We start from the raw sequence: 22,356 nt of genomic DNA, 5'->3' as shown, positions 1-22,356 counted from the left end.
GCCGGAGGCGGAGACCCCGGTGCTGCAGCCGCCTTGCGCGGCCCCCGCGCGGCGTGCAGGCAGAGCCTCTGCCTTTCGTGCAGATGTGGTGTATGGGCGCGATGAGCTTCAGTGTTGCGCCAAATCTGCGTCAAGACTCTTGACGAATTTTCGAAACAATTGGGACGGCGGGGACTAGGGAACGGGCCGGTCGGAACGGCCGTCGGAGTGATCATCGTCGGCAGGCTGTGCCGGAGCAGCCGCAGCGGTCGCCCGGTCAGCACGATGGACGGCGTCGCGCCGTCGTGACCGCACGGTGGCAGGATCCAGGAGGCTTCGTGACCGCCCAGCCGCCCGCCCGCTATGACGATCTGCGTGCGCTGTTCGTCAATTGCACGCTCAAGCGCTCGCCCGAAGTCAGCAACACCCAGGGGCTGATCGACAAGAGCCGCGAGGTGATGGAGGCGAACGGCGTCGCCACCGAGCTGGTGCGGGCGGTCGATCACGACATCGCGACCGGCGTATGGCCGGACATGACCGAGCACGGGTGGGCGAGCGACGAGTGGCCCGCACTGTTCGAGCGCGTGATGGCGGCTGACATCCTGGTGCTGGCGGGGCCGATCTGGCTCGGCGACAACAGCTCGGTGATGAAACAGGTCGTCGAGCGACTGTACGCGTGCTCGACACTGCTCAACGACCGTGGGCAGTACGCGTATTACGGGCGCGTCGGCGGCTGCCTGATCACGGGCAACGAGGACGGTGTGAAGCACTGCGCGATGAACGTGCTCTACAGCCTCCAGCACCTCGGTTACACCATTCCGCCGCAGGCCGACGCGGGCTGGATCGGGGAGGCGGGCCCCGGACCCTCGTATCTCGACCCGGGTTCGGGCGGACCGGAGAACGATTTCACCAACCGCAACACCACCTTCATGACCTGGAACCTGCTGCACATGGCCGCCCTGCTCAAGCAGGCGGGCGGCATCCCCGCGCACGGCAACCAGCGCTCGGAGTGGGACGCGGGGTGCCGCTTCGACTTCCCGAACCCCGAGCACCGGTAGGCGAGCCGTGGCCGCCTGCGTTCCGAGGGCCGCTCCGCCCGCCAGAATGATCCACATGAGTGGCGTGGCTCATATGGCACGGAAGGGGCGTGGCCGACAGCATGGTCCCCGACACCGGCAGGCTGAAGGGATCCGGAATGTTCCGCAAGGTGCTGGTCGCCAACCGTGGTGAGATCGCGATTCGCGCGTTCCGTGCCGGCTATGAGCTGGGCGCGAGAACCGTCGCCGTCTTCCCGCACGAGGACCGCAACTCGCTGCACCGGCTGAAGGCCGACGAGGCGTACGAGATCGGCCAGCCGGGACACCCGGTGCGGGCCTACCTCTCTGTCGAGGAGATCGTCCGTGCGGCGCAGCGGGCGGGAGCCGACGCGGTGTATCCGGGTTACGGGTTCCTGTCCGAGAACCCCGACCTGGCGCGCGCGTGCGAGGAGGCGGGCATCGTCTTCGTCGGGCCGAGCGCGGAAACGCTCGAGCTGACGGGGAACAAGGCGCGCGCGGTGGCCGCAGCTCGTGCGGCGGGCGTGCCGGTGCTGGGCTCGTCAGCGCCCTCCACCGACGTGGACGAACTGGTCCGTGCCGCCGATGACATCGGCTTTCCCGTGTTCGTCAAGGCCGTCGCCGGGGGAGGAGGGCGCGGCATGCGCCGCGTCGAGGACCCGGCGGCGCTGCGCGAGTCCATCGAGGCGGCGGCGCGTGAGGCGGCCTCCGCGTTCGGCGACCCCACCGTCTTCCTGGAGAAGGCCGTCGTCGATCCCCGCCACATCGAGGTGCAGATCCTCGCCGACGGACACGGCAACGTCATCCACCTGTTCGAGCGCGACTGCTCGCTGCAGCGCCGCCACCAGAAGGTGATCGAACTCGCGCCCGCGCCGAACCTCGACCCGGCGCTGCGCGAGCGCATCTGCGCCGACGCGGTCCGCTTCGCGCGCGAGATCGGCTACCGCAACGCGGGCACCGTGGAGTTCCTGCTCGACCGCGACGGCAACCACGTCTTCATCGAGATGAACCCGCGCATCCAGGTCGAGCACACGGTGACCGAGGAGGTCACCGACGTCGACCTCGTGCAGTCGCAGTTGCGTATCGCGGCCGGTGAGACGCTGGCCGATCTAGGGCTGTCGCAGGAGACGGTCACACTGCGCGGCGCCGCACTGCAGTGCCGTATCACCACCGAGGACCCGGCCAACGGCTTCCGTCCGGACACCGGCAGGATCAGCGCCTACCGTTCGCCGGGCGGCTCGGGCATCCGTCTGGACGGCGGCACCACTCACGCCGGTACGGAGATCAGTGCGCACTTCGACTCCATGCTGGTCAAACTCACGTGCCGCGGCCGGGACTTCACGACCGCGATCGGCCGCGCCCGGCGTGCCGTGGCCGAGTTCCGCATCCGCGGCGTGGCCACGAACATCCCGTTCCTGCAAGCAGTCCTCGACGACCCGGACTTCCAGGCCGGACGGGTCACCACGTCGTTCATCGAACAGCGCCCGCACCTGCTCACCGCCCGCCACTCCGCCGACCGCGGTACGAAGCTCCTCACCTACCTCGCCGACGTCACGGTGAACAAGCCGCACGGTGAGCGGCCCGAGCTGCTCGACCCGATCACCAAGCTGCCACCGCTGCCGGCCCTCGAACCGCCCGCCGGCTCCCGGCAGCGGCTCGCCGAACTCGGCCCGGAGGGTTTCGCCCGGTGGCTGCGCGAGTCGCCGACCATCGGCGTCACCGATACCACGTTCCGGGACGCCCACCAGTCGCTGCTCGCCACCCGCGTCCGTACCAAGGACCTGCTCGCGGTCGCCCCGGTGGTGGCGCGGACGCTGCCGCAGCTGCTGTCCCTGGAGTGCTGGGGCGGCGCCACCTACGACGTCGCGCTCCGCTTCCTCGCCGAGGACCCCTGGGAGCGCCTGGCCGCGCTGCGCGAAGCCGTGCCGAACATCTGCCTGCAGATGCTGCTGCGTGGCCGCAACACCGTGGGCTACACGCCGTACCCGACCGAGGTGACCGACGCCTTCGTTCAGGAGGCCGCGACGACCGGCATCGACGTCTTCCGCATCTTCGACGCGCTCAACGACGTCGAGCAGATGCGGCCCGCCATCGAGGCCGTGCGGGAGACCGGAACGGCCGTCGCCGAGGTCGCGCTGTGCTACACATCGGACCTGTCCGACCCGTCCGAGCGGCTGTACACCCTGGACTACTACCTCCGGCTGGCCGAGCAGATCGTCGCCGCGGGCGCCCATGTCCTGGCCGTCAAGGACATGGCGGGGCTGCTGCGCGCCCCGGCGGCCGCGACGCTCGTATCGGCCCTGCGCCGGGAGTTCGACCTGCCGGTGCACATCCACACCCACGACACCGCGGGCGGTCAGCTCGCCACCTACCTCGCCGCGATCCAGGCGGGTGCGGACGCGGTGGACGGGGCGGTGGCGTCGATGGCGGGCACCACCTCGCAGCCGTCGCTGTCGGCGATCGTGGCGGCGACCGACCACTCCGAGCGGCCGACCGGTCTCGACCTGCAGGCCGTCGGCGATCTCGAGCCGTACTGGGAGAGCGTCCGCAAGATCTACGCACCCTTCGAGGCGGGCCTGGCCTCGCCGACCGGGCGCGTCTACCACCATGAGATCCCCGGCGGGCAGCTCTCCAACCTGCGCACCCAGGCGATCGCGCTGGGCCTCGGCGAGCGGTTCGAGGAGATCGAGGCGATGTACGCCGCCGCCGACCGTATCCTCGGCAGGCTCGTGAAGGTCACCCCCTCGTCGAAGGTGGTCGGCGACCTCGCGCTCCATCTGGTGGGCGCCGACGTGTCCCCGGAGGACTTCGAGGCGACGCCGGACAGGTTCGACATCCCCGACTCCGTCATCGGTTTCCTACGCGGCGAGCTGGGCAATCCGCCCGGGGGCTGGCCGGAGCCGTTCCGCACCAGGGCGCTGGAGGGCCGCGCCGACCCCAGGCCCGTGCAGGAGCTCACCGTGGACGACCGCACGGCGCTGGCGAAGGACCGGCGCGCGACGCTCAACCGGCTGCTGTTCCCCGGGCCGACGCGCGAGTTCGAGACGCACCGTCAGGCGTACGGCGACACCAGCGTCCTGGACAGCAAGGACTTCTTCTACGGGCTGCGTCCCGGGAAGGAGTACGCCGTCGACCTCGAACCCGGTGTCCGGCTGCTCATCGAGCTGGAGGCCGTCGGCGAGGCGGACGAACGCGGCATGCGCACCGTGATGTCCACCCTGAACGGTCAGCTGCGGCCGATCCAGGTACGCGACAACGCAGCGGCCTCCGACGTCCCGGCGACCGAGAAGGCCGACCGGACCAACCCCGGCCATGTCGCCGCGCCGTTCGCCGGAGTGGTGACGCTCGCGGTCGCCGAGGGGGACGAGGTGGCGGCCGGGGCCACGGTGGCCACCATCGAGGCGATGAAGATGGAGGCGGCGATCACCGCCCCGAGGGCCGGGACGGTGGCCAGGCTGGCCATCCACCAGATCCAGCAGGTGGAGGGCGGTGACCTGCTCGTCGAGATCGCGTGATCCGTATCGCGCGGCTGCAGGCCGGACTTTGCGGGCCGGGGGCAGGACACCTGGGTGTCCTGCCCCGCCGACCTGCGAGATCATTCCGACACTTCGGCACCGGTCGGAAGCGGCGGCTCCCCCTCGATGCGCTCCCACTCCTCGTCCGTCATCAGCCGGGAGCGGAGCAGGAAGCGCACGCCCTCGGGAGCCTCGAGCGAGAAGCCGCTGCCCCGGCCCGGGACCACGTCGACCGTGAGGTGTGTGTGCCGCCAGTACTGGTACTGGTCGGCGCTCATCCAGAACGGGGTGTCACCGCCGACATGGCCCAGCAGCACGTCCGAAGCACCGACCCGGAACTCCCCGCGCGGATAGCACATGGGCGCACTGCCGTCGCAGCAGCCACCGGACTGGTGGAACATCACCGGGCCGTGCCGGGCGACCAGTTGCCGCACCAGGTCCCCGGCGGCCTCGGTGAGTTCGACGCGCCTGGTGCGGGCGCTCATCAGAAGAACCCGAGCTTCTTCGGCGAGTAGCTCACCAGCAGGTTCTTCGTCTGCTGGTAGTGGTCCAGCATCATCTTGTGGGTCTCGCGGCCGATGCCGGACTTCTTGTAGCCGCCGAAGGCCGCGTGCGCCGGGTAGGCGTGGTAGCAGTTGGTCCACACCCGGCCGGCCTTGATCTCCCGGCCGAGGCGGTAGGCGGTGTTGCCGTCCCGCGTCCACACGCCCGCCCCCAGGCCGTACAGGGTGTCGTTGGCGATCTTCAGGGCCTCGTCGACCGAGTCGTACGTGGTGACGGAGACGACCGGGCCGAAGATCTCCTCCTGGAAGATCCGCATGTCGTTGGTGCCGCGGAAGATCGTCGGCTCGATGTAGTAGCCGCCGTCCAGACCGGCGACGGAACGGGGACGGCCACCGGTGAGGACCTCTGCGCCCTCCTTCGTGCCGATGTCGATGTAGGAGAGGATCTTCTCGTACTGGTCGTTGCTGGCCTGCGCGCCGATCATGGTCGCCGGGTCCAGCGGGTCGCCGCCGACGATGGCCTGGGTGCGCTCGACGCAGCGGGCCATGAAGTCGTCGTAGATCGACGAGTGGATCAGGGCGCGCGACGGGCAGGTGCACACCTCGCCCTGGTTGAGGGCGAACATCACGAAGCCCTCGACGGCCTTGTCCAGGAAGTCGTCGTCGGCGGCCATGACGTCGGGCAGGAAGATGTTCGGGCTCTTGCCGCCCAGCTCGAGCGTGACGGGGATGATGTTCTCGCTCGCGTACTGCATGATCAGGCGGCCCGTCGTCGTCTCACCCGTGAACGCAACCTTCGCCACGCGCGGGCTCGACGCGAGCGGCTTGCCCGCCTCGACGCCGAAGCCGTTGACGACGTTGACCACCCCGGGCGGCAGCAGGTCGGCGATCAGCTCGATGACCAGGAGCAGGCTGGCCGGGGTCTGCTCGGCCGGCTTGATGACCACGCAGTTGCCGGCGGCCAGCGCGGGCGCCAGTTTCCAGGCGGCCATGAGGATCGGGAAGTTCCACGGAATGATCTGGCCGACCACGCCCAGGGGTTCGTGGAAGTGGTAGGCGACGGTGTCGGCGTCGATCTCGGCGATGCTGCCCTCCTGGGCGCGAACCACCCCGGCGAAGTAGCGGAAGTGGTCCACGGCCAGCGGGAGGTCGGCGGCCAGCGTCTCCCGTACGGGCTTGCCGTTCTCCCAGGTCTCGGCCACGGCGAGCTTCTCGAGGTTCTCCTCGATCCGGTCCGCGATCTTGTTGAGAATGTTCGCCCGCTCCGTCGTCGACGTGCGGCCCCACTGGCCGGCCGCCGCGTGGGCGGCGTCCAGGGCCAGTTCGACGTCCGCCGCCGACGACCGGGCGACCTCACAGAAGACCTTTCCCGTGACCGGCGACGGGTTCTCGAAGTACCGGCCCTCGACGGGCGCGACCCAGTCGCCGCCGATGAAGTTGTCGTAGCGGCGGGCGAAGCTGACGAGACTGCCTTCCGTTCCTGGCTGCGCGTACACCATGGCGGCTCTCCTCGGTGATGCGAGTGCGGTCGTACGGCGGCCCGGGCCGCCGTGTGCGGTTCACTCTGATCCCGAGAGGTTGGCGTCAGGTTGGCGCGCCGGCCGCCCGTGCGCCCCGGCGGCCTGTCAGTCGCGAGGGTTCGTACGGGTTCAGTCGCGCAGGGCGGTGCTCAGCCGTCCGGCCGCGATGGCCCGGCGCGCGTCGCCCGGGCCCAGCAGATGCAGCGCGTGCTCGTGGACCTCCGCGTCGTACGGTGCCCGCTCGCCGTAGCGCAGGGCGTGCTCGGGGCGAGCGCTGGCCAGTACGGCCTCGCGCACGGTGACCTCCAGCCGGGCGCGCCATTCGACGATCCCCGGTGCCTCGGACCGGGGGAGCAGCGGTCCGCGGTAATGGCGCAGGGCGGTCGCCGTGTCGCCCCTCTCCAGAGCACACAGCACGTCGACGGCGTCACAGGAGATCGGTGCGGTCAGCGCGTACCGACGGGGGGTGATGCCGCCGCCGAGCGCCCGGCGCAGATGGGAGATCTCGGCCTTGAACGTGGAGGCGGTGACGGGCCGTTCACCGTACAGCGCCTCGCGCAGCCGGTCCGGTGCGAAGCCGTCCGGCTCCAGCGCGAGGAGCGTGAGGATCTCCAGCTGGCGCGGACGCAGCGCCAGCGGCCGACCGCCCTTGGCGGCTTCCTCGGTGCCCATGCAGGTCAGCCGAACCGGAGTGCCGTCCCGGTCGCCCTGCGCGGGCAGCTCGGTGCGGAGCCTGGTCTCGATCGTGGACACCAGCGTCCGCACAGTGGACATGGCCAGCGGGTGCGAGCGGTCCCAGGTGGTGGACAGGTCGAGTACGCCCAGGATCCGCCCGTCGGGGGCGTGGACCGGCGCGCAGTAGCAAACCCAGCCGTGCAGCGCGGTCACCAGGTGTTCTGCGGAGAAGACACTGCTGGGACGGCCGGTGCGCAGCGCGAGGGAGAGGGCGTTGGTGCCCATGGCCTCCTCGTCCCAGCGCTCGCCCGGCGCGAAGTTGACCTGCTCTGCGCGCCGCCGCATGGTGCGGCCGCCGCACGTCCACAGGATGGTTCCGGACTCGTCGGTGACGGCTGTGACGAATCCCGCGTCCTCTGCGATGCTGCGCAGCTCGTCGGACAGGTCGTCGACCGGCCGGCGCAGCGGGGAGACCGCCCAGCGCTGACGCAGCGCGCCCCCGTCGGAGACAGGCGCGCTGTCCCGGCCCGGATCGACGCTGACGAGGGAGCGGACCCACGACTCGGTGACCTCGGACCGCAGAGCTCCGGAACCGGTCGGGGACCAGCGCGCCGCCTTCATCCGCGGCACCCACCGGGACCACTCGTCCTCCAGCTCGGCCCTGCGACGCCTGAGGTCACTGCGCTGTGACATGGTCTCTCCCCTGTCGTCCAACGGGGACCATCGGCCAGTGTCCACCGGAATCCCGCACGGCGCACCAGTCCGATCGGGCTTTGCCATCTGCCCGTGTAGGGAGGCCCTTACCCTCGTAAGGTCCTTACCCGCAAGGTCCTTACCCGGGCAGGACCGCCTGGCGTGGTCCCTTGTCTGACGAACAGTGTTATCGGCCAGGCAAGCAGCAAAATCAAGGCTCCGCTGCAGCGGATCCAACGCGTCCCGGAGCCGCCGCAGATGACGACAGCGCCGCCCGTCCCCCCCGATCCTCGTCTCACCCTCGGCCCCCTCCGCCCCCGCGAGCTGCGGGCCATGCTGGCCGAGCGGCTGCGTCTCCTCGCCCTGCTGCGGCACGCCGGGAGCGGCGCGCTGCTCGGCCTGGCGGGCCTCACCCTCGGCTCCGCCCTCGCGATGCCCGCGCTCGCCCTGCTCACCGCCGAGGTCGTCGACCGCGCGGCGCAGGGCGCCGAGGTGGTGGCGCTGTTGCCGTACCTGGCCGCTCTCGGTCTCGCGCTCCTGGTCCAGCAGGCACGCCCCCTCGTCGACGCCCTTCCGAACGGCCTCGACTCCCAGCTCGGCACGGTCTTCGAGGGCGCCGACCTGTCCCACGGCCAGTGGCAGAAGCTGGCACTCGCCCGCGGCCTGCTCTGCGCACATCCCCGCTCCTGCTCGTACTCGACGAGCCCACCTCCGCCCTCGACCCCCAGGCCGAGCACGAGCTGTTCGAGCAGTTCATCGCCCACGCCCGCGAAGCCGCCGGCGAGCGCGGTGCGATCACCATCCTGGTCTCACACCGCTTCTCGACCGTCCACATGACCGACCGCATCGCGGTCGGCGACGGCGGCCGCGTCGTCGAGCACGGCACGCACGCCGAACTCCTCGCCGCGGGTGGCGCCTACGCCGAGCTCTACACCGCCCAGGCCCGCGCGTACGCGTGAGCCCGCGGGTGAGGGTGACCTGGACGGCGACCGGTCCGGCGCCCGACGCGCGCCGGACCGGTGACATCGGAGACCGGCGGGGCTCCGCGTTCGTGGCTCAGGAGAGCTCAGGAGAACAGCAGGCGCCAGGTCAGCGGGCCCGGGTACCCGTCGGCGTCGCCGCGCAACTCCTTGCGGGACTTCTGGAAGTCGCGCACGTTCAACCGGTCCGCCTCACTCCACGTCCTGCTCGGGCCCACCTTGTAGTGGTCGCCGAAGCCGCGCTTCACCAGCTGCTTGCCGAGCTGGAGGACGTACGTGTTCGAGGCCCCGTCGCGGAAGTACTTGCGGCCGGGGAACACGGGGACGGCCGGCTTGGACGGCGTCGAGGGCGTGTCGTCCTCCGGGGCGTCGTCGCCGAGATCCAGCTCGGCCTTGGCGTACTTGATGATCCTGGAGAAGTCGATCGCCCCCGGGTCGCCGTGCGTGTTCTCGGGCACGTGCATGTGCCCGCACACGCCCTTGAACGCGTTCCACTCGGCGCCGGTCATGCGCTGACCCTCGCCGTTCCCGTACGACGCCGGGTACGCGGGCCACTGCTTCGGGCCGGACAGAGGTACGCCGTGCTCCTCGTGCATCCACGCCAGGAACCGCGCTATGCCGCGCAGCGCCCAATCGGGGGCGTCCGGCCAGTAGATGTGCTCCTGGCCGGCGGCCTTCCACTGCTCATGCGTCTTCGGGCTGCAGGTGCCGACCAGCTCGACCTGGCACACGTTGAGGGTGTTCGTCTCGACGCCGCCGCGCAGGTTGACCAGTGCTCTGGACGAGGTCTCGATGTCGAAGTGCTGATACCACTTGAACTTCTTGGCACCCAGATCAGGCACCGCCGTCAGATTCGGCGCCGAGGAACCACCGCCGTAGCCGGGCAGGGTGCGGCCTTCGGTGGTGTGCAGAACGACGACGTTGACCTCCATCGCGTCACCGCCGAAGTCGTCCTGGTACCAGTTGGCACGGCTCGCGCCCGGGAAACGCTGGGGTCCTGTCTTGGTGCTCAACTACTGCCTCCTGGGCTGGGTGTTCTTGCTCGATCTCGCTCGGTCTGTGAGCTGATCAGGAAATGTCGCCTAACCGCCTTGGTTTGTACTGCTGTTGACCAAGATGCCGGACGAGGCGTGTGTGGTTCCGCGGGGTTGTGAGCAGTTCGCGGGGGCGTGAGTGACTCCGCCTCATCGCTTCCGGCGCCCTCTGCACCAAGGGGGGTTGCTCGACCGGGACCGCGGACCGCTCCCCGCCCAGTCAGTGCGCGCGAGCCGCCCGCGCGTGCTCGGCGACCTCGGCCACGGGTGCCACCCAGATGCGGGGGTCGCGCGCCAGCCGACGGCAGAACTCCGACAGGTCGCGCGCGCTGACGGTCTGCGGGCCGTCGCTGCCGATGTCGTGGCCCGCCATGATCACCCACTCGCCGCGGGCCATACCTCCGTCCACCAGGGACATGAGCGTGTCGGCGTTGAGCCCGTCGATGACGTACGCGTCCAGGTGCGCCAGATCGCAGACGTCCGGCATGTTGCCGGTCTCGCCCCCGTAGCCACGTCCCGCGACGAAGCGCTCCGCGACGAGCGGGACGTAGCTGCGCCGTCGGGACCCCCGGCCGATGAAGGACTGGCCGCACGGGTAGGCGAACGTCGTCGGTCTCACACCGAGCATGGCCTCGATCATCCGGCCGGCCTCGTCGATGTCGGCGGCGATGTCCTCCATGGTCTTGTCCTCGAGCGCGTTGGTGCGCGAGAACGCGTAGTTCCCGCTGCACGGATGCGTCCTGGTGTGGTTGCCGATCTCATGGCCCGCCGAGGCCACCGAGGACCAGCGGTCGGGTGCTGCGGCGATTCCGGAGGGCAGGACGTAGAAGCTCGCCCGGATCCCGTGCTCGTCGAGAATCCGCGCTCCCTGCAGCTGGCTCTCTCGGGCGTCGTCGAACGACAGGCTGACGGCGACCGCTGCGTTTCCAGGGAAGAACGCCGACACGGACTCAGTATTGCCGCCCTGCTCCGGTCGCGCAGAGCCCGGCTCCGGTCGCACAGAGGCCTGACGGTTGACGGCTCCTAAGCAACCGCTTAGTATCCAGCTGGCTCTTGCGCCCGCCTGACCCAATCACCGCCGAACCCCGCCGATCACCACCCCTGGAGTCCGCCGTGACCTCACTGTTCTCCGTCTCCGGCAAAACCGCCCTGGTCACCGGAGGGTCCCGCGGCATCGGCCTGATGATCGCCCGCGGACTGGTCGAAGCCGGGGCCCGGGTCTACGTCAGTTCCCGTAACGCCGCCGCCTGCGAGGAAGCCGTGCAGGAGCTCTCCGCGCTCGGCGAGTCGATCGAGGCGATCGCACTGCCCGCGGACCTGTCGCGGGAGGAGGAGTGCCACCGGCTCGCCGCGGAGATCGCCGATCGGAAGGACCGGCTGCACATCCTGGTCAACAACGCCGGCGCGACCTGGGGCGCTCCGCTGGACGAGTTCCCGGTCAGCGGCTGGGACAAGGTGATGGACCTCAACCTGCGCAGCCCCTTCCTGCTGACCCAGGCGCTGCTGCCGCTGCTGCGCAAGGCCGGCTCCCATGACGACCCGGCGCGCGTGATCAACGTCGGCTCCATCGACGGGCTCCACGTGAGCGCCCTGCCGACCTACTCCTACGCGGCGAGCAAGGCAGGGCTGCACCACCTGACCCGGGTACTGGCCAAGGAACTCGGCCCGCAGGGCATCACCGTCAACGCGATCGCCCCCGGTCCGTTCGAGTCCAAGATGATGGCCGCCACGCTGAAGGCACACGGCGACGCCGTGGCCGAGGCCGCTCCACTGCGCCGGATCGGACGCCCTGACGACATGGCCGGCGTCGCGGTCTACCTGTCCAGCCGGGCCGGAGCGTACGTCACCGGCGCGGTGATCCCCGTCGACGGCGGCATCGGCACCACGGTCTGAACCGCCGCCCGGCACCACCGTCTGAACCGCCGCCCGGACTCGTACTCGTACGCCCTTTCCTCCTTTCCGCCGCCCTCCCGATCGGACCGATGCCATGGACTCTCTGCTGCTCTCGCGCCGCGACCTGGACTTCCTGCTCCACGACTGGCTGGACGTCACGGCCCTGACCCGCCGGCCCCGCTACGCCGACCACGACCGGCACACCTTCGACGCGGTGCTGGACCTCAGCGAGTCCATCGCGACCCGGCACTTCGCCCCGCACAACAAGCAGAACGACGCGGAGGAGCCCCGCTTCGACGGCGAGCGGGTGCACATCATCCCGGAGGTCAAGGAGGCCCTGCGGGTCTTCGCCGGGGCCGGACTGACCGGCGCCGCCATGGACTACGAGGTCGGCGGGCAGCAGCTGCCCACCGTCGTCGCCAACGCCTGCACGGCCTGGTTCCAGGCCGCCAACGTCGGCACCGCCGCCTATCCGTTCCTCACCATCGGCAACGCCAACCTGCTCCAGGCGCACGGCAGCAAGGAGCAGGTCGACACCTACGTGCGGCCGATGGTCGAGGGCCGCTTCTTCGGCACCATGTGCCTCTCGGAGCCGCAGGCGGGGTCCTCGCTGGCCGACATCACCACGCGGGCAGTGCCGGAGGCCGACGGTACGTACCGGATCACCGGCACCAAGATGTGGATCTCCGGTGGCGACCACGAACTCAGCGAGAACATCGTCCACCTGGTGCTGGCCAAGATCCCCGGCGGCCCGGCGGGCGTGAAGGGCATCTCGCTGTTCATCGTGCCCAAGTTCCTGGTCGAGCCCGACGGCACCTTGGGCGAGCGTAACGACGTGGTCCTCGCCGGCCTCAACCACAAGATGGGCTACCGCGGCACCACCAACACCCTGCTCAACTTCGGCGAGGGCCGGCACACGCCGGGCGGCGCCCCCGGCGCGGTCGGCTACCTGGTCGGCGAGGCCCACCACGGGCTCGCGTACATGTTCCACATGATGAACGAGGCCCGCATCGGCGTCGGACTCGGCGCCACGGCGCTCGGCTACACCGGCTATCTGCACGCCCTCGACTACGCCCGCACCCGCCCGCAGGGCCGCCCGCTGACCGGCAAGGACGCGACCGCCCCGCAGGTCCCGATCATCGAGCACGCTGACGTGCGCAGGATGCTGCTGGCGCAGAAGAGCTATGTGGAGGGCGCCCTCGCGCTCAGCCTCTACTGCAGCCGCCTCCTCGACGAGGAGCGCACCGCCGAGGAGGAGTCCGAACGCGCTCGCGCCCGGCTGCTGCTCGACGTCCTGACCCCCATCGCCAAGAGCTGGCCGTCGCAGTGGTGCCTGGCCGCCAACGACCTCGCCATCCAGGTGCACGGCGGCTACGGCTACACCCGCGAGTACAACGTCGAGCAGTTCTACCGGGACAACCGCCTCAACCCCATCCACGAGGGCACCCACGGCATCCAGGGCCTCGACCTGCTCGGCCGCAAGGTCGTCATGAACGGCGGTGCGGGCCTGAGGCTGCTCCTCGAGACCCTGTCGGCGACCGCCGCCCGGGCCACGGCGGCCGGTGGCGAGGCGGCCGACTTGGCCGCCCGTCTGGAGCAGGCCGCAGCCCGCGTCGAGCGGACCACGGCCACGCTGTGGTCGACCGGAGACCCGGCGACCGCCCTGGCCAACGCCTCCGTGTACCTGGAAGCCGTCGGCCACGTGGTGCTGGCCTGGATCTGGCTGGAGCAGTTCCTCGCACTCGAGGACGGCGCGGACGACTTCCACGAGGGCAAGCGACAGGCGGCCCGTTACTTCTTCCGAGTGGAACTGCCGCGGACGGGTCCGCAGTTCGACCTGCTCGACAGCCTGGATCGCACCGCTGCCGACAGCCGGCCCGAGTGGTTCTGAGCCACGGGCACGCGGTTCCTGCGATCCCCGGAGGCCCCGAAGGCCCCGAGGATCGCACCTGTGTGCGACCTGCCGCCGGCTGAGAAAAACGCTTGGACTCCGCGGGCGCCGTCGCGGGAGACTGCGGTTCCTGGCCTCCCCGTACTCGCACTGACGCGTTGCCGCGGGCTGCGCGGGGGCCCCGTCGTCGTGCCCCGCCTGTCGGAAGGCGACCCGAGGGAGGGCACTCACGCGAACCGAAGATCCGCGCGGCTGGCGAGGCAACGGCATCTCCCCGGAGAAGCACGTGCCGGGCTGCCGCACGACGAACCAGGGTTGGGATGGGATCGCCTGAATCGCGCAAGAGTCTGCCGGGCAAAGGCCCGGTACTTCTTGCACTTCGTTATTACGGACGGGAATTAGCCCGGCTCCGACGGCTGACGGTGCCCGCGATGCTGCTGCCGGCGCTGGGCAACATCGGCCTCAACTACATCGCGCCGCTGGTCGTCGCGAAGCTCGTCGGCAAAATCGCCGACGACGCCGACCTCAGCATCGGCTCGACGATGCCCTACATCCTCGGCTTCGCCGGCGTCCTGCTGCTCGGCGAGACGCTGTGGCGCATCGGCCTCCACTGCCTCAACCGCCTCGACGCCCTCGGCATCGAGCACCTGTACGTGATCGGCATGGACGAGCTGTTCGCCAAGGACGCCGCGTTCTTCCACGACAACTTCGCCGGATCCCTGACCAAGCGGGTCCTGAGCTTCGCCTCCCGCTTCGAGGAGTTCATCGACACCCTGACGTTCTCGGTCGTGGGCAGCCTCGTGCCGCTGCTGTTCGCGTCGGTGGTGCTCTGGCGCTACGAACCACTGCTCGTCGTCGGGCTCCTGGTGATGATCGCAGTGACCGCGCTGATCGTGGCGCCCCTCATCCGCCGCCGCCAGGCGCTCGTCGACCAGCGCGAGGAGGCCATCGCCCGGGTGTCCGGCCACGTCGCCGACAGCCTGATGAACATGGACACGGTCCGCGCCTTCGCCGCCGAGGAACGCGAGGCCGCCGAACACCGGTCCCGCGTCGCGACATCACGGCGGCTCACCCTGCGGTCATGGGACTACGGCAACCTGCGCATCGACACGCTGGTCGCGCCGATGTCCGTACTGACCAACGCGCTGGGCCTGCTCCTCGCGATCGCACTCGGCGGGGGCGGGGCCGGCGTGGAGGCGGTCGTGGTCGCCTTCACGTACTACACCAACGCGACGCGCATCATGTTCGAGTTCAACCAGATCTACCGCCGCCTGGAGAGCTCGATGACGGAGGCCGCGCAGTTCACCGAGCTGCTCCTGACGCCCCCGACCGTGGTCGACCCCGCGTCGCCGGAGCCGCTGCGGCCCCGGGCCGCCGACGTCCGCTTCGAGAAGGTGACCTTCGCCCACGCGGGCGCCGAGCCGCTCTTCAAGGGCCTCGACCTCGCCGTACCGAGCGGGGCGAAGATCGGTCTCGTCGGCCGGTCCGGCGGCGGCAAGACCACGCTCACCCGGCTGCTGCTGCGGATGACGGACATCGACGACGGCCGGATCCTGATCGGGGGTCAGGACATCAGCAGGCTGCGCCAGGCCGACCTGCGGGGCCTGATGGCCTACGTGCCGCAGGACCCGGCGATGTTCCACCGCACGCTGCGCGACAACATCGCGTTCGCCCGACCGGATGCCACCGAGGCCGATATCCGCCGCGCGGCCGAGGCGGCGCACGTCACGGAGTTCGCCGACGCGCTGCCGGACGGCTTCGACACCATGGTCGGCGAGCGTGGAGTCAAGCTGTCCGGCGGACAGCGCCAGCGCGTCGCACTCGCCAGGGCCATCCTGCGCGACGCGCCGATCCTGCTGCTCGACGAGGCGACCAGCGCCCTGGACTCCGAGAGCGAGATCCTCGTCCAGGAGGCGCTGTGGCGGCTCATGGAGGGGCGGACGGCGCTCGTGGTGGCGCACCGGCTGAGCACGGTCGCGAACATGGACCAGCTCGTCGTCCTCGACCGGGGACGGATCATCGAACAGGGCACGCACCAGGAGCTGCTCGCGTCGGACGGCGCCTACGCGAAGCTGTGGCAGCACCAGTCGGGCGGCTTCCTCGACGACAGCGCCTTCGACGACAGCCCCGCACAAGCCGACCTCCACTCGTGAACGCGAGACCGGTGGGGGCGGGCCTGCCGCCACCCTCATGGTGGCCCGCACCCGCCTCGTACGTACTCGCCGACGCCGCTGACAGCGACGCCCGTCAGTACCAGAAGGCCTTGACGACAGCCTGACCTGCAGAGGCGGTACGGGAGTAGAAGGCATGCAGGTCGGTGTGGTGCCCGAGGAACCAGCCCTTGACCTCCGCCTCGTCGAAGGCGGAGAAGGGGGGAAGGACCGTCGGCCGGGCGGCCTCCCAGAGATCGTCGAAAGATGCCGTGGTCAGGAAGTCCGCCGCTTCGCGGACCACGGCAGGGCGGAGTATGACGAACGGCGGGTGGTCGCGCGTGGCCTCGAAGACAGGGCTGCCGCCGAAGATCGGGAGCTCCCACTCCCAGGAGCCCTGGGGCTCGTACGCCGCCCTGTAGACCTCATGGAGGGCGTGGAAGTGGTACTCCACCATCTCGGCGATTCCAGCCCGGAGCTCGTCCTGGAAGTGGTCGAGGGCGCCTCCCATGAACTCCGCCAGCCAAGTCCAGTCCTCCCGGATCTCCGACTCCGGCGTGGCGCGCAGCTGCATGTTGATGCTCATGCCCCGGATTCTGGCCCACCCCACCGACAACGCGGGCATGCGGTGTGTTCTGAGATCCGTCAGCTCATGTCCTTGAGCCCTGTAGCCCGGCCGTGCTCATCCCACTGGACTTCCAGGATCCGTTCGACGGCGTCGCGGTTGATGGGCCCGAACACGTGGGGGAAGAAGGTGCCCTCAGCGACCCCGGGGGGCGGGGCCGGGACCGCCTGCTCCCATTCCAGCCTGGCGGCGAGTCGGTCATCGTCGACGATCAGTGCCAGCAACGGCCTCGGCGCGGTCCGATAGAAGGCGTTGACGACGGCCAGCGTGGTCTCCTCGTCGGGGGAGCAGTGGACGAAGCCGTCCTCGGCCAGGGAGGCAGGTGCGTACGGACGGTCGGGAAGGGCATTCCACTCACCGAGCGGAACGGCGTGATAGATCATGTCCCGATTTATACATATCAGCGACCGGGACGTCGAATTTCCGGTACGGGCGGGAACTGTGCGCCGTCGGAGTGACGAGACGTTACGGCGCCGAGCCCGTATGTGAAGAGTCGCTGAGGACTCCCCGCAGGTCGACATCCTGCAGCGAATCTGCACACAGGTGACGCAGACGGCACACCGTCTCCGGCATTCCCGGCCGTGCCGAGGGGGCAGCCAATTCTCTTGGAGCCGTTATGCCTTGTTCGTTACGGCAGGTTGCAGAGGTCTCGGAAAGTACACCTTCCCTCGCGTGAAGAATCCGCCACCACTTCGTGGAAGCGCGGGCACACCGCGCACTCCGGAAGCGAAATGCTTCACAAGTGAACGCGGCTCCGTTGGCATTGCAGGCAGCGCGCATGCTTTGCTTTTCGCGGCGCGGAAGTCGTACGAAAAGATGCCCTTTCCGGGCACGTGACGCTGCATCGACTCCCGCGACTGCGGCCCGCACTGTGTGCACGTCTTGCCTGGCAGGACGGCCGTATCCATCGCTCAACGCCATGCGAAAGGGAACCTCACATCATGAGCTCCATCCCCCAGATTGCGACCCAGGAAATCTCCGAGACCGACCTGGACAACGTGTCCGGTGGCACCGGTGGCTGGATCTCCGCCGGCGTCGACAGCGAGGGCGCGTGGCTCTCGGGCGGCATCGGCGGTCTCGTCCCGGCCGAGTTCGCCCTGTCCGGACAGGGTTCCGGTCACGTCGACACCTCGGCCGTCACGGGTCTCGCCTCCAGCCTGTGAGTAGATAGGTCGATCGAGCCGCTCGTGCTGACGCAGCGTCGCGGCGTCAGCACGAGCGGTGACGACTGTTTGTCGGACGCGTTCACCAACGGCCCGACGTGCGAAAGCCAGACGCAACTGTCCCGCATCGGTCAGCGTCCGCAATGCGTTCCGCAGGTCGCCCGATCCGGTGACAGGGAGTCACACCGCCGTCCATGGACACGTAGAGTGTCGTCCAGAAGGGCGCCCAGGTCGGAAGTCATACTCAGGCCCAGGGGCGCCCTTCGCCGTGGTTCAGCCGGCTTCCGACGACGGGACAGCCGGCGCGGTCGTCACACGTTCCTTCGGTACTGGCCGCCGACCTCGAAGAACGCCTCGGTGACCTGCTGCAGTGAGCAGACCCGGGCGGCGTCCATGAGGACGGCGAAGACGTTGTCGCCGTTCATGGTGGCATCCTTCAGGCGGGCTATCGCGTGCGCGGCCTGCTCGCTGTGCGCGGTGTGGAAGTCGCGGACGCGCCGCAGCTGGGACTCCTTCTCCGTCTCGGTCGCGCGGGCGAGTTCGAGCTCCTGGGGCTGGGTGTCGCCGCCGGGCCGGCGGAAGGTGTTCACACCGATGATCGGCAATGAGCCGTCGTGCTTGCGCTGCTCGTACAGCATCGACTCGTCCTGGATACGGCCGCGCTGGTAGCCGGTCTCCATGGCGCCGAGCACGCCACCGCGTTCGTTGATCCGGTCGAACTCGGCGAGCACCGCTTCCTCGACCAGGTCGGTGAGCTGGTCGATGATGAACGAGCCCTGGAGCGGATTCTCGTTCATCGCCAGGCCCCACTCGCGGTTGATGATGAGCTGGATCGCCAGAGCCCGGCGCACGGACTCCTCGGACGGTGTGGTGACCGCCTCGTCGTAGGCGTTGGTGTGCAGCGAGTTGGCGTTGTCGTAGATGGCGATCAGCGCCTGCAGGGTGGTGCGGATGTCGTTGAAGTCCATCTCCTGGGCGTGCAGGGAGCGGCCGGAGGTCTGGACGTGGTACTTCAGCTTCTGTGAGCGTTCGTTGGCGCCGTACTTCTCCTTCATCGCGACGGCCCAGATCCGACGGGCGACCCGGCCCAGTACCGAATACTCCGGGTCCATGCCGTTGGAGAAGAAGAACGACAGGTTCGGCGCGAAGTCGTCGATGTGCATGCCGCGTGCCAGGTAGGCCTCGACGTAGGTGAAGCCGTTGGCGAGGGTGAACGCGAGCTGGCTGATGGGGTTCGCGCCGGCCTCGGCGATGTGGTAGCCGGAGATGGACACCGAGTAGAAGTTGCGGACCTTGTGGGCGATGAACCACTCCTGGATGTCGGCCATCATCCGCAGGGAGAACTCGGTGGAGAACAGGCAGGTGTTCTGGCCCTGGTCCTCCTTCAGGATGTCGGCCTGCACCGTGCCGCGCACGTTGGCCAGCGCGTGTGCGCGCAGCTCGGCCGCCTCCGCGGGGGAGGGGTCGCGGCCCTCGGTGGCGCGGAACCTCTCGACCTGCTGGTCGATGACGGTGTTGAGGAAGAACGCCAGTACGGTGGGGGCCGGGCCGTTGATGGTCATCGACACCGAGGTCGTCGGCGCGACCAGGTCGAAGCCGTCGTAGAGCGCCTTCATGTCGTCCAGGGTCGCGACCGAGACGCCGGATGTGCCGACCTTGCCGTAGATGTCCGGGCGCTCGTCGGGATCACGGCCGTAGAGCGTCACCGAGTCGAACGCGGTGGACAGCCGCGTGGCCGGCTGGCCCTCGGACAGCAGCTTGAACCGCCGGTTGGTGCGGAACGGATCTCCCTCACCGGCGAACATCCGCGCCGGGTCCTCGCCGTCCCGCTTGAACGGGAACACCCCGGCCGTGAACGGGAAATAGCCCGGCAGGTTCTCCCGGCGCCAGAACCGCACCAGCTCCCCATGGTCGGTGAACGCCGGGAGCGCCACGCGGGGCACCTTGTTGCCGGACAGGGACTCGCGGGTCAGCTTGGTGCGGATCTCCCGGTCCCGGACCTTCACGACCTGCTCGTCACCGGAGTAGGACGCCACGACGGCGGGCCAGTTCTCGATCTGCTCCGCGACGTCGTGCGGGAGCTGCTTGTGGGCGCCCTCCAGCAACGACTCCACGTCCCCCGGGTCGGATCCGGCCGCGACGAGCTCGCCCCTGACGATGTCCAGGCGCTGGACCCGCCGGGCCGCATCGGCGAGCCGCTCGGTCTCGTCGTGGTACCTGCGGACCGTCTCGGTGATCTCGGCGAGGTAGCGCACCCGGTCCGCGGGCACCACCTGCCGGATGCCGGAGGAGTGGCGTACGTCGACGCGCGGAAGCGTGCCCTCGGAGAGCCGTAGCCCCTTCTCGGTCAGGGTGGTCTTCAGGTGCTGGTAGAGCGCGGTGACCCCGTCGTCGTTGAACGTCGCCGCCGAGGTGCCGAACACCGGCATGTCCTCGGGCCTGCTGGTGAACGCCTCGCGGTTGCGGACCAGTTGGCGGCCCACGTCGCGCAGCGCGTCCTTGGCGCCGCGCCTCTCGAACTTGTTGATCGCCACGACGTCCGCGAAGTCGAGCATGTCGATCTTCTCGAGCTGAGAGGCGGCCCCGAACTCCGGCGTCATCACATACATCGAGGTGTCGACGAACGGAACGATCGCCGCGTCGCCCTGACCGATGCCCGGCGTCTCCACGATCACCAGATCGAAACCGGCGGCCTTGACCACGTGGACCACGTCGGACAGATGCTCGGGCAGCTCGTGGCTGCCGCGGGTGGCCAGACTCCGGAAGAACACCCGGTCCCCGTCGAGGGAGTTCATACGGATCCGGTCGCCGAGCAGCGCGCCGCCGCCACGGCGGCGGGTCGGGTCGACGGCGATCACGGCGATACGAAGCTTGTCCTGCTGGTCGACACGGAACCTGCGCACCAACTCGTCGGTCAGGGACGACTTCCCGGAGCCGCCGGTGCCGGTGATGCCCAGGACCGGCGTGGTCCGGGCTCCCGCGGCGGCACGCAGCTGCCCCAGAAGATCCGCGGGCAACTTGCCGAGCTCGGCACCGGTGAGGGCACGGGCGACCGCGAAACGGTCGCCGGCGCGTACGGCGGCGGCGTCGGCCGGCTTGCCGTCCCAGAGGTCGAAGTCGCAGTCACGCACCACCGAGTTGACCATCCCGGCGAGGCCCATCCGCTGGCCATCCTCTGGAGAGAAGATGGTCACCCCGCTCCCGCGCAGCCGGGCGATCTCCTCGGGCACGATCACGCCGCCGCCACCGCCTACCACACGGATGTGCTCCGCTCCCCGCTCGCGCAGCGACTCGACCAGGTACTCGAAGTACTCGACATGCCCGCCCTGGTACGACGAGACGGCCACGCCGTGTACGTCCTCCTCGAGCGCCGCGTCCACGACCTCCTGCACCGACCGGTTGTGCCCGAGGTGGATCACCTCGGCGCCCTGGGACTGGAAGATCCTCCGCATGATGTTGATCGACGCATCGTGTCCGTCGAACAGGGCCGAAGCGGTGACCATGCGGACGGGGTGCACGGGACGGTGCAGATCGCTCATGGAGGGCCTTCCCAAAGCACGTCGCGGGAGCGCGAGTTGAAGAGATACTAGGACGTCCTAGTAATAGATAGTAGGACGCCCTAGTAATGCTCGGGGAGGGGAGGCGGTGTGAGGAGAAGCACAGGGGCGGGTGAGCGGGCCTACTTGTCGGCCGCCGGTGTTCCGGCCGGGCTCACAGCGCCGCCACGAGCTGCTGCAGCATGCGGTGCGCCGGCAGCAGTGACGGGCCGTACCAGGTGATCAGGCGGCCGTTCACCAGCCGGGTCGGTGTCCGATGGAACGCCTCGGGGCCGTCGCTTTCGCTGAACACGTACGGCTCGTCGGGCAGCAGTACGACGTCCACGTCCGGCCGGTCGATCTCCTCCAGCGCCACGTGCGGGTAGCGGTCCGGGTCCTCGGCGAACGCATTGGCGAGCCCAGCCCGGCGTAGCAGGTCGCCGGTGAAAGTGGACCTCCCGACCACCATCCAGGGGTCGCGCCAGATCGGGATCGCGGCGGTGGCGGTGACGTCGGGAAGCGGGCCCGACCAGAGGGCTCGTGCCGCGTCGAGCCAGTCGGGGACCGAGGTCTCCAGGGCCTCGGTGAACATCCGCTCGAGCGAGTCCAGAGCTTGCGGGACGGTCTCGATGACGGTCACCCACACCGGCACCCCCGCGGCGCGCAGCCTGGCGACGTCGAGCTCACGGTTCTCTTCCTTGTTCGCGATCACGAGATCCGGCCGCAGTCGCACGATCGCGGCGCGGTCCGGGTTCTTCGTGCCTCGCACCCGTGCCACGTCGAGATCGCCGGGATGGGTGCACCACTGGGTCGCCCCGACGAGGACGTCCGGGCGGCTGATGGCGATCGCCTCCGTCAGTGACGGCACGAGGGACACCACCCGGCGTGGCGAGTGAGCCAGATTCAGGGCGGTTCCCATGTCGTCGTGCAGCGGCGGCATCGCGGCTTCCTCGCGGATTCCCTTGGTTGACGGATCCCTTGATGTGGTGGGTCTGTTGGTATGGCGGGTCTGTTGGGATGACGGATCCGTCGTGGCGAGCTCGGCGCGGGTGGGGCCGACGCGGCGGCCCCGCCCGGCGCGTCGGGCTGTCAGCCCTTGCGGGTCTTGATCTCCTCGGTGAGCTGCGGGACGACCTCGAAGAGG

Annotated in this window: 17 protein-coding genes; 8 read left to right on the top strand and 9 right to left on the bottom strand. The window is 69.5% G+C overall.

The genetic code is table 11. From position 1 onward, the window contains the following. Nucleotides 1–317 precede the first annotated feature (317 nt). A complete protein-coding gene (locus tag STSP_RS20140; protein ID WP_067279868.1) occupies nucleotides 318–1,037 on the top strand; it encodes a flavodoxin family protein in 720 nt (239 codons plus the stop codon). A gap of 137 nt (nucleotides 1,038–1,174) precedes the next feature. Continuing rightward, nucleotides 1,175–4,549, top strand: a complete 3,375-nt coding sequence (locus tag STSP_RS20135; RefSeq protein ID WP_067280154.1) for a pyruvate carboxylase — start codon at nucleotides 1,175–1,177, stop codon at nucleotides 4,547–4,549. An 80-nt stretch (nucleotides 4,550–4,629) separates the two neighbouring features. Here STSP_RS20135 and STSP_RS20130 read toward each other — a convergent pair whose 3' ends face one another. The 3 genes from STSP_RS20130 to STSP_RS20120 form a co-directional block, all read right to left on the bottom strand. Beyond that, the gene (locus tag STSP_RS20130; protein ID WP_067279866.1) at nucleotides 4,630–5,034 is read right to left on the bottom strand and encodes a DUF779 domain-containing protein; all 405 of its coding nucleotides are present in this window, start codon (nucleotides 5,032–5,034) and stop codon (nucleotides 4,630–4,632) included. Beyond that, entirely contained in the window at nucleotides 5,034–6,551 is a 1,518-nt protein-coding gene (gene adh / locus STSP_RS20125; RefSeq protein ID WP_067279864.1) for an aldehyde dehydrogenase, read from the bottom strand. The genes STSP_RS20130 and adh overlap by 1 nt, the downstream gene beginning before the upstream one ends. Nucleotides 6,552–6,701: 150 nt before the next feature. Beyond that, the gene (locus tag STSP_RS20120) at nucleotides 6,702–7,940 is read right to left on the bottom strand and encodes a helix-turn-helix domain-containing protein (RefSeq protein WP_067279862.1); all 1,239 of its coding nucleotides are present in this window, start codon (nucleotides 7,938–7,940) and stop codon (nucleotides 6,702–6,704) included. 258 nt (nucleotides 7,941–8,198) lie between these two features. On the opposite strand from STSP_RS20120, the gene STSP_RS20115 reads away from it, so the two are divergent. Both STSP_RS20115 and STSP_RS40810 read left to right on the top strand, forming a co-directional pair. Beyond that, nucleotides 8,199–8,777 (top strand): ABC transporter ATP-binding protein/permease, encoded by a 579-nt coding sequence (locus STSP_RS20115; protein WP_067279859.1) that lies wholly within the window; start codon nucleotides 8,199–8,201, stop codon nucleotides 8,775–8,777. Beyond that, nucleotides 8,774–8,899, top strand: a complete 126-nt coding sequence (locus STSP_RS40810; protein ID WP_269801050.1) for a hypothetical protein — start codon at nucleotides 8,774–8,776, stop codon at nucleotides 8,897–8,899. Before STSP_RS20115 ends, STSP_RS40810 begins: the two co-directional genes overlap by 4 nt. A 107-nt stretch (nucleotides 8,900–9,006) precedes the next feature. Here the strand turns inward: STSP_RS40810 and STSP_RS20110 are convergent, their stop codons facing one another. Beyond that, nucleotides 9,007–9,933, bottom strand: a complete 927-nt coding sequence (locus STSP_RS20110; protein WP_067279856.1) for a peptidoglycan-binding protein — start codon at nucleotides 9,931–9,933, stop codon at nucleotides 9,007–9,009. Nucleotides 9,934–10,174: 241 nt separating this feature from the next. Next, a complete protein-coding gene (locus STSP_RS20105; RefSeq protein WP_067279853.1) occupies nucleotides 10,175–10,900 on the bottom strand; it encodes a polysaccharide deacetylase family protein in 726 nt (241 codons plus the stop codon). 167 nt (nucleotides 10,901–11,067) lie between these two features. On the opposite strand from STSP_RS20105, the gene STSP_RS20100 reads away from it, so the two are divergent. The 3 genes from STSP_RS20100 to STSP_RS20090 all read left to right on the top strand — a co-directional run bounded on the left by STSP_RS20100 (nucleotide 11,068) and on the right by STSP_RS20090 (nucleotide 15,891). Beyond that, nucleotides 11,068–11,847, top strand: a complete 780-nt coding sequence (locus tag STSP_RS20100) for an SDR family oxidoreductase (RefSeq protein ID WP_198547392.1) — start codon at nucleotides 11,068–11,070, stop codon at nucleotides 11,845–11,847. Between the two features lie 94 nt (nucleotides 11,848–11,941). Beyond that, nucleotides 11,942–13,738: an acyl-CoA dehydrogenase gene (locus STSP_RS20095; protein WP_067279851.1), complete on the top strand. Its 1,797-nt coding sequence runs from the start codon at nucleotides 11,942–11,944 to the stop codon at nucleotides 13,736–13,738. 320 nt (nucleotides 13,739–14,058) lie between these two features. Next, nucleotides 14,059–15,891 carry an ABC transporter ATP-binding protein gene (locus STSP_RS20090; protein WP_078067346.1) on the top strand — a complete coding sequence of 611 codons (1,833 nt, stop codon included), beginning with the start codon at nucleotides 14,059–14,061 and terminating at the stop codon, nucleotides 15,889–15,891. A 94-nt stretch (nucleotides 15,892–15,985) separates the two neighbouring features. On the opposite strand, the gene STSP_RS20085 is transcribed toward STSP_RS20090, so the two are convergent. Beyond that, nucleotides 15,986–16,474, bottom strand: a complete 489-nt coding sequence (locus STSP_RS20085; protein ID WP_067280148.1) for a DUF1877 family protein — start codon at nucleotides 16,472–16,474, stop codon at nucleotides 15,986–15,988. 59 nt (nucleotides 16,475–16,533) lie between these two features. Then, a complete protein-coding gene (locus STSP_RS20080; protein WP_067279845.1) occupies nucleotides 16,534–16,896 on the bottom strand; it encodes a DUF952 domain-containing protein in 363 nt (120 codons plus the stop codon). 558 nt (nucleotides 16,897–17,454) lie between these two features. Here STSP_RS20080 and STSP_RS20075 point away from each other — a divergent pair. Then, the gene (locus STSP_RS20075) at nucleotides 17,455–17,676 is read left to right on the top strand and encodes a hypothetical protein (protein ID WP_067279843.1); all 222 of its coding nucleotides are present in this window, start codon (nucleotides 17,455–17,457) and stop codon (nucleotides 17,674–17,676) included. A gap of 311 nt (nucleotides 17,677–17,987) precedes the next feature. Here STSP_RS20075 and icmF read toward each other — a convergent pair whose 3' ends face one another. Both icmF and STSP_RS20065 read right to left on the bottom strand, forming a co-directional pair. Then, on the bottom strand, nucleotides 17,988–21,215 hold the full coding sequence (gene icmF, locus STSP_RS20070; protein ID WP_067279840.1) for a fused isobutyryl-CoA mutase/GTPase IcmF: 3,228 nt from the start codon (nucleotides 21,213–21,215) through the stop codon (nucleotides 17,988–17,990). Nucleotides 21,216–21,387: 172 nt separating this feature from the next. Beyond that, on the bottom strand, nucleotides 21,388–22,152 hold the full coding sequence (locus tag STSP_RS20065) for a helical backbone metal receptor (RefSeq protein ID WP_067279838.1): 765 nt from the start codon (nucleotides 22,150–22,152) through the stop codon (nucleotides 21,388–21,390). Nucleotides 22,153–22,356 lie beyond the last annotated feature (204 nt).

The sequence above is a fragment of the Streptomyces jeddahensis genome, assembly GCF_001642995.1.
GTDB lineage: Bacteria > Actinomycetota > Actinomycetes > Streptomycetales > Streptomycetaceae > Streptomyces > Streptomyces jeddahensis.
This window is presented reverse-complemented; position numbering and strand designations above follow the sequence as displayed.